The following is a 15,247-nucleotide window of genomic DNA, read 5'->3' on the forward strand; positions in this document are numbered from 1 at the left end:
CGCCCCTGCGGCCCCGTCGCCCTCCCCATCGTTGCCGAACTGCCCTACCGGGTCGAGTGTCGGGGTGATGGCGGGTGGTGGGTCTCTACAAGCCCCTGATGTCGTTCACCGACAGTCTCGGTGCCCTTCTCGGTGGCGTGTGGCCGCTCAGGAGGATCAGGCGGGTGGCTCGGTGGCGGTGGCCCTCGTAGGGGGTCAGGAGGTCGAGCATCCTCGCGTCGTCCGTGTCACGGACACCCGTGAGGGCGTAGCCGATGATCTTCGGCAGGTGGAGGTCGCCGACCGTGACCGCGTCGGGCGCGCCGTTGCTGCGCTGGAGGGTCTCGGCCGCCGTCCAGGGGCCGATGCCGTCGACGGCGCACAGGCGGCTGGCGGCCCGTTCCGCGTCCATCGTCGCGGCCTCCTCCATGCGGTGGAAGACCTTCGCGGCCCGGACGATCGCGGCCGATCTCTTGCCGTCCACTCCCGCCTTGTGCCAGTCCCAGGACGGGATGCGGGCCCAGGTGCGGGGGTCCGGGGGCGTGTGCATCCGGTCCGCCGGGCCCGGGGCCGGGGGGCCGTACTGCCGTACGAGCAGGCGCCAGGCGCGGTACGCCTCGTCGGCGGTGACCTTCTGTTCCAGGATCGAGGGGATCAGGGATTCCAGGACCAGGCCGGTACGGGTCAGGCGCAGGCCCGGGTTGCGGCGGTGGGCCTCGTGGACGATGCGGTGGCGGGGGGTGAAGCCCTCGGGGTCGTCCTCGGCGCCGAGGAGGGCCGGGAGGCCGTCCAGGAGCCAGCCGCCGCCCGGGCCCCACGCCTCGGCCTCGATCGTCTCCCCGCTGCGCGCGACCCGCAGGGTGCCGGGGCCGGCGGGCGTGCAGGACGCGCGCCAGACCGAGCCGTCCGGGGTGACCCGGAACGTCGGGTCGCCGGGGCCGCGGCGCAGGGGGCCGAGGGTGACACCCAGGTGCAGCGGGCCCGGCGGGGTCCAGCGGCGGGTGCGGGAGCCGGCGGTCACCGGGCGGGGTCTGCTCGCGGGCACGGCCGCCCGGCCACCGCGCACGGTGGTTCGGGTGAGGCGGTCGGCTGATTCCACGAGGTGTCCTGAGGTCGGGTGCACCTACGAGCGTAGGCGCACCCGCTGACAACCGGGGGAACTACTGGTCGGACGAGAACCGCACCGCGCCGTCCGGCAGGACCGCGCCGCACCAGACGCGGACCCCGTCGCGCAGTTCGTTGTCGGCGCCGATGCGCGCACCGTCGCCAATGACGGCGCCCGTCAGGACCGTACGCGCCCCTACGTGCGCACCTGCGCCGATGAGCGAGTCGCGCACGTCCGCACCCGTCTCGATGACCGCGCCGTCGAGGACCGTGCTGCCGTCGACGCGCGCGCCGGGCTCGACGCGGGCTCCCGCGCCGATGACCGAGCCGCCGGTGATCTTGGCGTCCGGGGCGACGTCGGCGCTGTCGAGGACCAGCCGGTCGCCGCAGCGGCCGGGGACGGCCGGGGACGGGGCACGGCCGAGGACCAGGTCGGCGGAGCCGCGGACGAAGGCCTGCGGGGTGCCGAGGTCGAGCCAGTACGTGGAGTCGACCATGCCCTGGAGGTGCGCGCCCGAGGCGAGCAGTCCGGGGAAGGTCTCGCGCTCGACGGAGACGGGCCGGCCCGCGGGGATGGAGTCGATGACCGACCGGTTGAAGACGTACGCGCCCGCGTTGATCTGGTCGGTGACGATCTCCTCGGGCGTCTGCGGCTTCTCCAGGAAGGCGGTGACGCGGCCGTCGGCGTCGGTGGGCACCAGGCCGAAGGCCCTCGGGTCCTCGACCCGTGTCAGGTGCAGGGAGACGTCCGCGCCCGTCGTGCGGTGCGTGTCGACCAGTGCCTCGATGTCGAGGCCGGTGAGGATGTCGCCGTTGAAGATCAGGACGGGGTCGTCCGGGGCGGAGTGCAGCTTGGAGGCGACGTTGCGGATGGCTCCGCCCGTGCCGAGCGGCTCCTCCTCGGTGACGTACTCCAGGTGCAGGCCCAGCGCGGAGCCGTCGCCGAAGTACGGCTCGAAGACCTCGGCCAGATAGGACGTGGCGAGCACGATGTGCTCGATCCCCGCCGCGCGCGCCCGCGCCAGTTGGTGCGTGAGGAAGGGCACTCCGGCCGCCGGGACCATGGGCTTGGGCGTGTGCACCGTGAGCGGGCGCAGCCTGGTGCCCTTGCCCCCGACCAGGAGGATCGCTTCAGTCACCTTGTCGTCTCTGCTTCCTGCTGGGGCCGGGCCGTGATCGGCGGCCAGTGTATGCAGACCCTGCGGCCCGGCCCGCCCCGGTCAGCGTCCCTGGAGGCGGGCCGCGGTGCTGCGGGCCTTGCCGAGCTTCTTGTAGAGGAGGTCGCCGGGGCACTCGGTGGCGTAGCCGTCGCGGTGTCCCGAGATGACCTTGAGCCTGACCTTGGTCCCCTTCTTGAACAGGTTTCCGCCGGCGGACACCAGGGTCGTGGAGCCGAGGGGGTTGCGGCCGAACAGTCCGAGCTTCCAAGCGGTGAGTCTGGCCACGGCGTCGACCGCGGCGGTGGGCGGGGTGGAACTCGCGAAGGTCCCGAGAACGGCGATGCCCATGCTGTTGGAGTTGAAACCGAGCGTGTGGGCGCCCATGACGGCTTTCGCCACGCCGCCCGAGCGGCCTTCGTAGATCGTGCCGCATTTGTCGACGAGGAAGTTGTAGCCCATGTCCCGCCAGCCGCTGCTCTGGACGTGGTAGCGGTAGATCCCCCGGATGACGGAGGCGGACTGGGAGCAGCTGTATTTGTTGCCGGAGGCGGTGTGGTGCACGAAGGCCGCCCGCACGGTCTTGGTGTAGACGAAGCCCCGCTCGCGGATGGACTCGTCGGCGCCCCAGCCGGCCCGGGTGACGATGCGGGGGCGCGGCCCGATGTAGCCACCGCCCTCGACGTAGCGCGACCCCTGGTCGGCACCGTCGGCGGCGTCGTCCGCGGCGGCGTCGGCGGCGTCGTCCGTGGTGTCCACGTCCGCGGCCCCGTCGGTGTCCGGGTCCTGGGGCGGGCTCTTGACCGGGGCGTCGCCGGGTCCGGTGGCGGCGACGTCGGCCCCGGAGCCGTCCTTGTCGCGGGCGGGGATCTCGGTGGCGCCCAGCGGGGCGAGGAGGGAGTTGACGGCCGAGGTGGCGGCCTCCTCCTCGCCGAGGACCGGGGAAGCGGCGATGGTCGGCTCCCCGGCCGCCCGCGCCGGTGCGGCGGCCGGCACGGACGGCGCTTGGCCCTGGGGCCGGGCGGGCCCGGGGGCCGGGTCCTTGCCGGGATCGACGAGTTCGAGGCGCAGGCCCACGGGGAAGGCCGGGCCTTCGGGGGTCCGGTCCGTCACGGTCTCGGCGCGGACGCGGACCTGGACGGCGTCGGAGGCACCGACCCACAGGGGCGCGGTGGCGCCCCGCCGACGGCCGCTGGCGCCCTCGGCGGAGTCGAGATCGGGGCGGTCGTCGTCGTGGATCTGCACGTCCTGCCACGCGGACCACCGGTGGCTGCCCACCGCGCGGGTACGGACCTGGGCCTGGCCGCGCAGCTCGGCGGCGGCGCTGTCCCAGACGATGCCCACCAGGGAGAACGGCTCGACCTCCCGGGGCGGCAGCCCCCGCTCGGCGGTACGGCCGCCGAGGGCACGGTCGCCGCCGGGGAGCGGCACCAGCGGCAGTGACCGGGTCGAGCCCGGCACGCCGCTCGGGCCGGCAGCGGGGGCGGTCCGGACGGCGGGCGCGGTGGCGGCGCCGGTGGGAGTGGTGAGCAGCGGCAGGGTGAGGGCGGCGGCACAGGCGGTGACGGTAGAAGTAACGAAGATTCCACGCATAGTGACAACCCTGGTCATATCACTAGATATCTGTCCATTCGAAAGTTGACGGCCAGTCGGTCGTATCCGCCCTCCGGCCGAACGGTCCACTCGTCCGTCCGACTGACCGTCAATGCCCTCGCCGCGTACGCTGACGATGATGAACGCCATCGATCGCACCCCCGCCGACCTGCTGCGTTCCGCGCTCGCCGCGGATCCGGCCCGCCCGCTCGTGACCTTCTACGACGACGCCACCGGCGAGCGCGTGGAACTCTCCGTGGCCACCTTCGCCAATTGGGTGGCGAAGACCGCCAACCTGCTCCAGGGCGATCTCGCCGCCGGGCCCGGGGACCGCCTCGCCCTCCTGGTGCCCGCCCACTGGCAGACCGCCGTCTGGCTGCTCGCCTGCTCCTCCGTCGGCGTCGTGGCCGAGGTCGGCGGCGACCCGGCCGACGCGGACCTGGTCGTCAGCGGCCCGGACACCCTGGAGGAGGCGCGCGCCTGTTCCGGTGAGCGCGTCGCGCTCGCGCTGCGCCCCCTGGGCGGGCGCTTCCCGCAGGCCCCGCAGGGCTTCGCGGACTACGCCGTCGAGGTGCCCAGCCAGGGCGACCGCTTCGCCCCCTTCGCCCCGGTGGACCCGGACGCGCCCGCGCTCGTCGTGGACGGCACGGAGCTGACCGGTGCGCAGGTCGTGGAGCGGGCCCGGACGGACGCCTCCCAGCACGGGCTCGGCGCGGGCTCCCGGCTGCTGTCGGGCCTGCCGTACAGCGGCTGGCACGGGCTGTCCGCCGGGCTGTACGCACCGCTCGCCGCCGGTGGGTCGGTGGTGCTCTGCCGCCACCTCGACCGGCTCTCCGCCGGGGCCCTGGACAAGCGCCGGGAGAGCGAGCGCGTCACCGTGACGGCCCCCTGACACTGCCGGAGCGCCCGGATCGCGCGATGATCGTACGTACGCCGCACGACGTACGTACGCCACACCAGGCGTGGAGGGCCGCAACCCGGCCCTCCACGAAGGCTCCCGCTGGTGCGAGGCCGCCGACTCCGTGAGGGAGGGCCGCAGCCGTGACAGACCGCCCTGGAAGCCCCAGCAGCCCCGGCACGCCCGCCGCCGGCCCCACCGGCGGGGCGTGGGGCGCCCCCACGCCCGCCCCCGCACCACGGCGACGGCGCCGATGGCTGCGCTGGGTGGCGCTGGGGATGACGCTGCTGACGCTCACGGCGGCCGGGGTCGGCTGGGCGCTCTACCAACGGCTCGACAGCAACATCACCACCGACACCGACACCGCGGACGAGCTGGCGCGCTGGGAGAAGGAGCGCCCGGTCGCGCTGGTGCAGGGCGCGCAGAACATCCTGATCATCGGCTCCGACACCCGCGGCGCCGGAAACGGCGCGTACGGCACCGACAGCGGCACGCAGCGCTCGGACACCACGATCCTGCTGCACCTGGCCGCCGACCGGCGCAGCGCGACCGCCGTCAGCCTCCCCCGGGACCTGATGGCGAAGATCCCGAGCTGCCGGCAGTCCGACGGCTCCCGGACGAACGAGCGGTTCGCGCAGTTCAACTGGGCGTACGAACTGGCGGGCGCGGCCTGCACGATCCGCACGGTCGAGAACATCACCCGGATCCGCGTCGACCACCACGTGATCGTGGACTTCAACGGCTTCAAGCGGCTGGTCGACGCCATCGACGGTGTCGAGGTCTGCCTCAAGCAGCCCGTGGACGACGACGACGCGAAGCTGCGGCTGCCCGCGGGCCGCCAGGTGCTGCGCGGAGAGGCCGCGCTGGGATACGTACGGGCCCGCTACAGCCTCGGCAACGGCAGCGACACCGAACGGATGGGGCGGCAGCAGGAGTTCCTGGGCTCGCTGTTCCGCGAGATGCAGAGCAGCGGCGTGCTGCTCAACCCCGCGCGGCTCTATCCGGTGCTCGACGCGGCGACGTCCTCGCTGACCACGGACGCCGGGCTGGACACCCTCCGCAAGCTGTACGACCTGGTGCGCACCGTACGGGACATCCCCTCCGAACGGGTCCAGTTCCTCACCGTGCCGCGCCGCCCGTACGTCCACAACAGCGCCCGTGACGAACTGGTGCAGCCGGACGCCGACCAGCTCTTCGAGCAGTTGCGGAACGACCGGCCGGTGGCGGTCGGGATGCACGTACGGGCGGCCGACAACAAGCCCCGGCGGGAGCCGGCGCCTTCGGATCCCGGCACTTCGGCGCCCGCCACGGGATCCCCTGAGCCCACTACTCCGCCCACCTACGAGGGAACCACCGCAGCACGTGGCATGTGTGGATGATTTTACCGAAAGGTACGATCACCTTTTCCTCCGGATGATCGTTCGGGCGAAAGGATTGGGCAGAATGCCCAGTTGTAGGGGAGTGCAATTTGTCACCGGCGTCGCTTGACGCTGAACTGGGCGGATAGTGTGAGCGATCCGGTGCGCACGGCCGGGCTGACCGCGCACTGCACAGACGACGTGACCGAGCGCCTCGGGGGGGTAGGCGCCGCGTGGCACCGACGGAGGATTCAAGCGACCGTGGACGCGCAGGGCCGTGGGCGGGCGGGCGACATCGACCCCGCCGACCAGTGGGTCTTCGACCCGAAAACAGGCAGCTACGAGCTGCGCCTTGACCATGCCGAGGAGTCGGAGGCGACTCCCGGGAGCGGCACGTCCGCGACTGCTTCATCCTCTGCTTCCGCAGATTCCGGCTCCCCCGCCGTACCGGCTCCCGCGAGATCGCGGGTCGGGACGCAGGGCAAGCCCGGCCGCCGTACGGTGCCCGGGCAGCGCGGCAATCCCCGGCGCGCCGGGGCCAAGCCGGCGCAGGGACGGCGCAAGCCGAAGCCGAAGCAGAGCAAGAAGAAGAAGGCGCTGATGTGGACGGGCGGCACGCTCGCCTTCGTCCTGGTCGGCGGCTCGGTGGCGGCCTACCTGGTCTACCAGCACTTCAACAACAACATCGACAAGGTCGATGTCGGGATAAACAACGACGCGGTCATCGACGGCCCGGTGAACATCCTGGTCATCGGCACCGACAAGCGTGACGGCAAGGGCAACGAGGGCTACGGCGACCCGGGCAGCGTCGGCCACGCCGACACCACGCTGCTGTTCCACGTCTCGGAGGACCGGACGAACGCCACGGCGCTCTCCATCCCCCGTGACATGATCACCGACATTCCGGAGTGCCCCACCAAGAAGGACGGCCAGACCAAAATCATCCCGGGCACGAAGGGCGTCCGCTTCAACGAGAGCCTGGGCCAGGAGGGCCGTGACCCGGGCTGCACCTGGCGGACCGTCGAGGCGCTCACCGGCCTGAAGGTCACGCACTTCATGATGGCCGACTTCAACGCCGTCAAGGAGCTGTCGTCGGCGGTCGGCGGTGTCGAGGTGTGCCTGGCCAAGGACATCAACGACCCCAAGTCGCACCTCAAGCTGAGCAAGGGCCGGCACGAGATCGAGGGCGAGGACGCCCTCGCGTTCGTCCGGACCCGGCACAGCGTCGGCTTCGAGAGCGACCTGGACCGCATCAAGCTCCAGCAGCAGTTCCTGAGTTCGATGATCCGGAAGATGAAGTCCGGTGACACGCTCTCCAACCCGAAGAAGCTGTACGACCTGGGCAACGCGGCCACCAAGTCGCTCACCGTCGACACCGGCATAGGTTCCGTCAGCAAACTGACCAGCCTGGGCAAGGAGCTCAGCAAGGTCGACCTCGAGAACATCACCTTCGCGACCGTCCCCGTCAAGGACAACCCCGCCGAGGGGAAGAACCACCGGACGGTCGTCCTCGACAAGCCGAAGGCCGATCCGCTCTTCGCCATGGTCCAGCAGGACGTCTCCCTCACCGAGGTGAAGGAGAAGGAGAAGAAGGCCAAGGACGCGGCGGACGCCAAGCAGGCGGCCCTGCTCAAGGGGCCCAAGGCGGAGCCCGCGGCCGTGCGGGTGAAGGTGCAGAACGGCAGTGGCCGGGTGGGTGCCGCCCAGGAGGCCGTCACCTGGATGCAGAACTCCAAGGGCATGCGCCTCACGAGCAACGGCGGCAACGCCACGGGCGGCAAGAAGGACAAGACGGTCCTGGAGTACGCCCCCAATCAGGCGGACCAGGCGCGTCGGCTCGCCGAGATCATGGGACTGCCGGTCGAGGCCCTCAAGCAGGCCACGTCCGACGCCGCGCCGACGGCCGGGATGACGCTCGTCCTGGGCGCCGACTTCAAGGCCGCCGGCACCCCGATCTCCATCCCCGCCCCCGCGAAAGCACCCAAAGACATCCAAAAGATCGAAGCCGACGACAAGAACATCTGCGCCAAATGAACCTGGCCCCCCGCTGCCGCATCTAGGCCAGTAACTAGAGTCACACCAGCTACAACACGCCTGCCCTTCGGGCCGGACGCACCATTCAGGGGAGGCCCGATGCGGCAGAGCAGCGGCGTGCGGGGACCGGCTGGCACCTCAGCCGACGACACGGCCGGCGGCGGGGTTCCGGCCGCCAGGAAGTCCGGGCGCCGGGGCCGCCGGGCGAAGAAGTCCGACGCGGCCGGCGGCGAAGCCACGGACGCCACCCGTGGCGAGGGTGCCGGGGCCGAGCGCTCCTGGGACGCCGAGACCGAGGGACGCACCGACTCCGAGGGCGGCGAAGACGCCACGTCGGACGCGCCCTCCGGAGGCGACCGGGCCGACACCGCCGACGCGGACAAGCCCGAAGGCAACGGGGCCGCCACCGCCAGAGCCGGCCGCAAGGCCACCCGCAAGGCCACCCACGCCAAGAACCGATCGGCCAAGCGCAAGCGCAAGCGCACGCGCACGCGCGCTGCCCGAATAGCCCGCTGGACCGCGCTCTCCCTCGCGGTCATCGTCCTCGGCACTGCGGCCGCCGGGTACTTCTACTACGAGCACCTCAACGGCAACCTCAAAAAGGGCGACCTCAACCTCGGCGACAAGCGGCTCGACCGCAGCGCGGCCAACGCGGCGGGCCAACGCCCCCTGAACATCCTGATCCTGGGCTCCGACAGCCGGAACAGCAAGAAGAACGTCGAGCTCGGCGGCGCCCGCGAGGACGCGGGGCGCAAGCCGCTCGCCGACGTCCAGATGCTGGTGCACGTCTCGGCCGACCGCAGCAACATGTCGGTGATCAGCGTGCCGCGCGACACCCGGGTGACGATCCCCAAGTGCACCGACCCGGAGGACGGCACGGTCTACAAGGAGACCGACCGTCAGATCATCAACACCAGCCTGATGAACGGCGGCCCGGGCTGCACGGTCGCCGCCTGGGAAGAGCTGACCGGCATTCCCGTCGACCACTTCATGATGATCGACTTCGCCGGTGTGGTGAGCATGGCCGACGCGGTCGGCGGCGTTCCGGTGTGTGTGGACGCCAACGTCTACGACAAGGACTCCGGTCTGCGGCTGACGAAGGGCTCGCACAAGGTCAAGGGCGAGCAGGCCCTGCAGTGGCTGCGCACCCGGCACGGCTTCGAGGACGGCAGCGACATCGGCCGCACCCACGCCCAGCACATCTATATGAACGCCATGGTCCGCCAGCTCAAGGGCGGTACCAAGCTCTCGGACCCCGGCCAGCTCACCGACCTCGCCGAGGCCGCCACCAAGGCGCTCACCGTCGACAAGGACCTCGGCTCGGTCAAGAAGCTCTACGACCTCGGCAACGACATCAAGCGCGTGCCGTCCGGGCGCATCACGATGGCCACCATGCCGTGGGTCTCCGATCCGCAGGACCCGGACGCACACGTGATACCGAAGCCGGGGGACGCCGACAAGCTCTTCTCGCTCGTCCGCAACGACATCGCGCTGGACGGCAAGGACAAGAAGTCGGACAAGGGCGGCCCGAAGCCCACCGTGCCGGCGGCGCCGAAGGGCGACATCGCTCTCACGGTGTTCAACGGCACCGGCACCGCCGTCCAGCCGCCGGCCACCCGTCGGGCCTCGGACATCGCCGAGTTCCTCGTGAAGGCGGGTTTCACCAAGACGACGTCGGACTCCGCCCCGCGTGCTCAGGCGGACACGACGATCACCTATCCGAAGACCGCCGAGCGGCCGGACGCCGAGGCCGTGGCCAAGGCCCTCGGGCTGCCGGAGAGCGCGCTGCGGATGTCCCCCACGGTCGACCGGGTGACGCTGGTCATCGGCAGCGACTGGCGTACGGGCACGAAGTACCCGAAGACCGAGGAACCCGAGGAGAGCGACTCCTCACAGGAGCCGACGGGCGGGGCGACGGGCGACGGCAAGAAGGACGACAAGGGCGGGAAGGGCGAGAAGGACGGCGACAACAAGGCGCCCAAGAGCTCGGACCCGCTCAACGGCAACGACACGTCGGCGTGCATGAACGTCAATCCGCTGAATCGTTTCTGAAGACCGTCCGCCCCGTGCCGTGTACGGACACGGACCGGGGCGGACGGCATGCGGCGGGTCGGCCGGGCGGCTAGTCGGCCCGGACGGCCGGGCGGCGGCTGGCGATGACGCGCTTCGCCAGCGAGCGCGGGCTGGTCAGGAAGCCGAACCCCCACGACATGTGCATCGTCGCCAGCGCCACCGGGATCCGGACGCGTGCGGCCGGCGACAGCCCCTTGCCCGCGGGCAGCGAACCGGCGGTGATGGCCGCCAGGTAGCCGGCCGGGACCAGCAGGCCCCAGGGGGTGACGGCCGCGCCGACCACGAGACCGGCCGCGATGGCGACCACGGCGGTCGGCGGGGCCAGATAACGCATGTTGATCGAGCCCTGGTGGAAGCGGGCGACGACGTGCCGCCAACGCCCGTAGTCCTTGTACTGCTTGGCGAGCGCCTTGACGCTGGGCCGCGGCCGGTAGGAGACCTTGAGCTCCGGGGAGAACCAGATCAGCCCGCCCGCCTCACGGATCCGGAAGTTCAGCTCCCAGTCCTGGGCACGGATGAACTCCTCGTTGTACCCGCCCTGCTGCTCCAGGGCCTCGCGCCGGAAGACACCCAGATACACGGTTTCGGCCTCGCCGGCCGCGCCTCCCGTGTGGAAGGCCGCGTTGCCCACGCCGATCTTCGAGGTCATGGCGGCGGCGACGGCCCGCTCCCAGTCGTTCTCGCCCTCGGCGTGCATGATGCCGCCGACGTTCTGGGCGCCGGTCTCGTCCAGCAGCCGCACGGCGGTCGCGATGTAGTTGGGCGAGAGCATTCCGTGACCGTCGACGCGTACCACGATCGGGTGGCGTGACGCCTTGATCGCGGCGTTGAGCGCGGCAGGGGTGCGGCCGGTGGGGTTCGGCACCGTGTGGACCCGGGCGCGGGGGTGGTTCGCGGTCTCCCGCACCAGGTCGGCGGCGATTTCGTCGGTGCGGTCCGTGGAGGGACCGAGGGCGATCACGACCTCGAGTTCACCGGCATAGTCCTGTTCCAGGATGTGCCGCACGGAGGTGCGCAGATACCGCTCCTCATTGAGCACCGGCATGATGACGGAAACGGCGGGCGGCTGCTGATCGGGCATGGTTCCTCGGCGGTACGGGGGGTGCCCCCGGCGGACGGCGGATCGTCGGTCACGTTACGCCAATGGGGCACCCGAAAGCGCCCCGCCCGGGTGGCAGGCCCCGCCCGGACGGCGTGGGGCCGCGAACCGACGATCGTATGGGCCTACCGTTTCCCCGGTTCTGCCCAGTCCGTCGCGGAGGTTCGAAGTGACCGCACCGGCCCGCTCCCCCCGCCAGGCCAGGCCCCGCCCGAACCGGCCCCGCCACAGCGCGCCCCGCCGCCCGCGCTGGGGACTGCGCCTCGCCACCGGCGCCGCCGTGGCCGTGCTGGGCACCGGCGGCATCGGACACGCGGTGGTCACGGGGATCGAGGGCGGCATCGGGCGGGTGGATCCGTTCGGGGGCCTGTCGAACCGGCCGCAGACCAGTCAGGGCAAGAACATCCTCGTCGTCGGCACGGACGGCCGCGACAAGATCACGGAGGAGGAGCGGACCCGTTACCGGCTGGGCGGCGCGCCCTGTCACTGCACCGACACGGTGATGCTGGTGCACCTCTCCGCCCGGCACGACCGGGCCAGTGTGATCAGCCTGCCGCGCGACACCTACGTCGAGATCCCCGAGCGCGCCGACGCGCAGGGCCGGATCCGCCCCGCCCATCCGCAGAAGCTCAACGCGGCGTACGCGGAGGGCGGGCCGAGTCTGACCGTACGGGCGGTGGAGCAGCTGACCCGGGTGCACGTCGATCACTACCTGGAGGTCGACTTCGCCAGCTTCATGAAGACGGTCGACGTGCTGGGCGGGGTCCGGGTGTGCACGGTGCGACCGCTCAAGGACGTCTACACGGGCCTCGACCTGCCGGTGGGGTCCAGCGACCTCAACGGCGGGCAGGCGCTCCAGTACGTGCGCTCCCGGCATCTCGACGGGGGCTCCGACCTCGGCCGGATGCAGCGGCAGCAGCGGTTCCTCGCCTCGCTGATCCACAAGGCGGCGGGCGGTGAGGGCCTGCTGAACCCGGTGAAGTTCCAGGAGGTCGGGACGACGCTGCTCGGCTCGGTGCGGGCCGACCGGGGGTTCGGCAGCGCCGAGCTGGTCGAGCTGGCCCAGGGGATGAAGAATCTGACGCCCGCCTCGGCCGAGTTCGCCTCGGTGCCGATCGGTATCGCGAATTTTCCCGTGCCGCGCGTCGGCTCAACGGTGAAGTGGGACGAGGCGGCGGCCGGGAAGATGTTCCAGGCCCTGCGCGAGGACCGGCCGCTGACCGTGCACGCCCCCCGGCGGTCGCAGGACGCGAAGCCACAGGCCAGGCCGGCGGACCAGCCCGCGACGCCGGTGGACGTGGCGCCCGGACAGATCCGGGTACAGGTCCTCAACGGCAGCGGCCGCACGGGTCTGGGCCGCGAGACCGACAACGCCCTGCACGCGACGGGCTTCGCCACCACCGGCCTGCCGACGGACGCGCCCGGACCGCTGACCCAGCGGACGGTGATCTCCTACGACCCGCGCTGGGACCGCTCGGTCCGCTCCGTCGCGGCGGCACTCCCGGGCGCGGAACTACGCCCGGCACCGGGCCAGGGCCCGCTGATGAAGGTGACCCTGGGCACGGACTTCAAGGGCGTCCACCCGGTACGCGCCCAGGACCCCCCACAAGCCGCGGGGGCCGCCCCGGCGGCGGTCCGGGGCGACCAGGTGGTCTGCCCGGACGGCGCATAACCGCGCGCAGCGCGGCGGGAGGCACGTGAGTGGCCCTGCCGGGGCCGGGGCAGCCCCCGGGCCCCAGGAGGAGGCGCCGCAGGCTCACCGGCGTGAGGGCTCGGGACGCGCAGGTGGGTCGCGGGGCGTAAAGCGAAGCAGCCCCGCGACCCACCGGAGCGGCACGGGCCCGACCCACGCCGAGGGCAGACCCCCAAGGCCCCCGCCAGGGACCCCGCGGGGGTCAGTCCCCGAAGCCCTCGGCGATCCGCTTTTCGCGCAGCTCCATGATCGCGCGGCGGCGGGCGAGCCGGTGGGTGCGGCGGATCTGGGCCTCTTGGTAGCGGCGCTTGTCCTTTTCCGTCTCGGGGACCACCGGCGGGACGCGCCGCGGCTTGCCGTCCTCGTCGACGGCGGCGAAGACGAGGTACGCGCTGCCGACCTGCGTGGCGGGCGTCGACTCGTTCCAGCGTTCGGCGAGGACCCGCACGCCGACCTCCATGGACGACCGGCCGGTCCAGTTCACCTGGGCCTTCACATGCACGAGGTCGCCGACCCTGACCGGTTCGAGGAAGGCCATCTCGTCCATCGAGGCCGTGACGGCGGGCCCGCCGGAGTGCCGCCCGGCGACCGCGCCCGCGGCGTCGTCCACCAGCTTCATGATCACGCCGCCGTGGACGGTGCCCAGCAGATTCGTGTCGCTGCCGGTCATGATGTGGGAGAGCGTCGTGCGGGAGGCGGACGTCGGCTTGCCCGGTATTTCCGCTTCCGGGCTGCGGTCCTGATTGGTCATGTCCACCACTGTATGCGGGCCCGGGGACACGGGCGGATTTGCATCAGCTCTGCTACAGCCCGACCCCGAACCCGTCATCCCCCTGTAAGGCGGGTCGCCACAGCGGGCACACTCGTGTCATGAGCAATTGGGCCGATGGGCGGACCGACGACCGCCAGGACCGGTACGGAAACGGCGCGAACGCCGAGCCGGAGGGCGCGCGCGCCATGCCGCAGATCCGGCGCACCGCACCGCCCCCGCCGCGCCGCCCCGCCGAGCCGGCACCCGGCTACGGCCACGCACAGGGCGCCGCCGGCGGTCACGGCCGCGTGCCGGACCAGGGCGGCGGCTACGGTGACGGCGCGGCCCACGCGGCCGGCGGTCACGACGACGGCTACAACACGGGACAGGTCTACGGCCGGGGCGGCCCGGCCGGCCCCGGCGGCCACCGGCACGGCCCCACCGGCGGCGGCCCGGGCGGCCGCGGCCCGCGCACCGGCGCCCCCGACTGGCGCAAGCGCATCAAGATCGGCGGCATAGCCTTCGTCGTGGCGCTGCTGACCGTCTCCGTCGGCACGTACTTCTGGGCCGACTCCAAGATGCGCCGCGAGGTCGACCTCGGTCAGCTGAAGGACCGCCCGGCGGCGGGCGAGGGCACCAATTACCTGATCGTCGGTTCCGACAGCCGTGAGGGCCTCTCGGACAGCGACAAGAAGGAACTGCACACCGGGTCGGCGGACGGCAAGCGCACCGACTCGATGATGATCGTGCACACGGGTGACAACGGCACCACGATGCTGAGCCTGCCGCGCGACTCCTACGTCACCATCCCCGCCTTCAAGGGCAAGGAGTCCGGCAAGAGCTTCCCCGCCGCCACGCACAAGCTGAACCAGGCGTACGCCGACGGCGGCCCGGAGCTGCTGGCGCAGACCATCGAGTTCAACACCGGGCTGCGCATCGACCACTACGCGGAGATCGGCTTCGGCGGCTTCCGCAACCTCGTGGACGCGCTGGGCGGCGTGGAGATGTGCCTGGACAAGCCGCTGAAGGACCGGGACTCGGGTGCGGACTTCAAGGCGGGCTGCCAGGAGCTGAGCGGCGCCCAGTCGCTGGCCTTCGTGCGCCAGCGCCACCAGGAGGCGGACCAGGACCTGGGCCGGATGCGCAACCAGCAGAAGTTCCTGAACACCCTGGCCAACCAGGCGGCCTCGCCGTCGACGATCCTCAACCCGTTCCGGCTCTACCCCGTCATCGGCTCCGGTCTCGACACGCTCATCGTCGACAAGGACATGGAGCTGTGGGACCTCACCTCGATGTTCTGGGCGATGAAGGGCGCGACGGGCGGCGACGGCAAGCAGATGACCGTGCCGATCGCGAGCGCGAACTTCCCGACCCGCTCCGACGGTGTCGCGGTGAAGTGGGACACGGCCAAGGCGAAGCAGCTCTTCGACCAGCTCAAGAAGGACGAGAAGGTCACCGTCTCGGACAAGTGAGCGACGAACGCGGGGCAGGGCCCGTGACCTCCGGGG

The 15,247-nt window shown here is 71.8% G+C and carries 11 protein-coding genes; 6 read left to right on the forward strand and 5 right to left on the reverse strand.

Features of this window, described 5'->3' with window-relative positions; genetic code table 11:
- Positions 1–85 precede the first annotated feature (85 nt).
- From JO379_RS13450 to JO379_RS13460, 3 genes are all read right to left on the reverse strand, one after another.
- The gene (locus tag JO379_RS13450; protein ID WP_209515078.1) at positions 86–1,078 is read right to left on the reverse strand and encodes a DNA-3-methyladenine glycosylase family protein; all 993 of its coding nucleotides are present in this window, start codon (positions 1,076–1,078) and stop codon (positions 86–88) included.
- Between the two features lie 61 nt (positions 1,079–1,139).
- Positions 1,140–2,222 carry a mannose-1-phosphate guanylyltransferase gene (manB, locus tag JO379_RS13455; RefSeq protein WP_130878166.1) on the reverse strand — a complete coding sequence of 361 codons (1,083 nt, stop codon included), beginning with the start codon at positions 2,220–2,222 and terminating at the stop codon, positions 1,140–1,142.
- An 81-nt stretch (positions 2,223–2,303) separates the two neighbouring features.
- Positions 2,304–3,833, reverse strand: coding sequence for a peptidoglycan recognition protein family protein (locus JO379_RS13460; RefSeq protein ID WP_242626093.1), 1,530 nt, complete (start codon positions 3,831–3,833; stop codon positions 2,304–2,306).
- A gap of 139 nt (positions 3,834–3,972) precedes the next feature.
- On the opposite strand from JO379_RS13460, the gene JO379_RS13465 reads away from it, so the two are divergent.
- The 4 genes from JO379_RS13465 to JO379_RS13480 all read left to right on the forward strand — a co-directional run bounded on the left by JO379_RS13465 (position 3,973) and on the right by JO379_RS13480 (position 10,175).
- Entirely contained in the window at positions 3,973–4,725 is a 753-nt protein-coding gene (locus JO379_RS13465) for a TIGR03089 family protein (protein ID WP_130878168.1), read from the forward strand.
- A 149-nt stretch (positions 4,726–4,874) separates the two neighbouring features.
- Positions 4,875–6,110 (forward strand): LCP family protein, encoded by a 1,236-nt coding sequence (locus tag JO379_RS13470; RefSeq protein ID WP_307841985.1) that lies wholly within the window; start codon positions 4,875–4,877, stop codon positions 6,108–6,110.
- A 240-nt stretch (positions 6,111–6,350) separates the two neighbouring features.
- Positions 6,351–8,123, forward strand: coding sequence for an LCP family protein (locus JO379_RS13475; protein ID WP_130878169.1), 1,773 nt, complete (start codon positions 6,351–6,353; stop codon positions 8,121–8,123).
- A gap of 99 nt (positions 8,124–8,222) precedes the next feature.
- Positions 8,223–10,175 carry an LCP family protein gene (locus JO379_RS13480; RefSeq protein ID WP_209515081.1) on the forward strand — a complete coding sequence of 651 codons (1,953 nt, stop codon included), beginning with the start codon at positions 8,223–8,225 and terminating at the stop codon, positions 10,173–10,175.
- A 70-nt stretch (positions 10,176–10,245) separates the two neighbouring features.
- Here JO379_RS13480 and JO379_RS13485 read toward each other — a convergent pair whose 3' ends face one another.
- On the reverse strand, positions 10,246–11,277 hold the full coding sequence (locus tag JO379_RS13485) for a glycosyltransferase family 2 protein (RefSeq protein WP_130878171.1): 1,032 nt from the start codon (positions 11,275–11,277) through the stop codon (positions 10,246–10,248).
- Between the two features lie 187 nt (positions 11,278–11,464).
- Between JO379_RS13485 and JO379_RS13490 the strand changes: the two genes are divergently transcribed.
- Entirely contained in the window at positions 11,465–12,967 is a 1,503-nt protein-coding gene (locus JO379_RS13490) for an LCP family protein (protein ID WP_307841986.1), read from the forward strand.
- 223 nt (positions 12,968–13,190) lie between these two features.
- Here JO379_RS13490 and JO379_RS13495 read toward each other — a convergent pair whose 3' ends face one another.
- On the reverse strand, positions 13,191–13,739 hold the full coding sequence (locus JO379_RS13495; protein ID WP_130878173.1) for an acyl-CoA thioesterase: 549 nt from the start codon (positions 13,737–13,739) through the stop codon (positions 13,191–13,193).
- Between the two features lie 119 nt (positions 13,740–13,858).
- Between JO379_RS13495 and JO379_RS13500 the strand changes: the two genes are divergently transcribed.
- Positions 13,859–15,211, forward strand: a complete 1,353-nt coding sequence (locus JO379_RS13500; RefSeq protein WP_130878174.1) for an LCP family protein — start codon at positions 13,859–13,861, stop codon at positions 15,209–15,211.
- Positions 15,212–15,247: the final 36 nt, after the last annotated feature.

Source organism: Streptomyces syringium, from assembly GCF_017876625.1.
Classification (GTDB): Bacteria; Actinomycetota; Actinomycetes; order Streptomycetales; family Streptomycetaceae; genus Streptomyces; species Streptomyces syringius.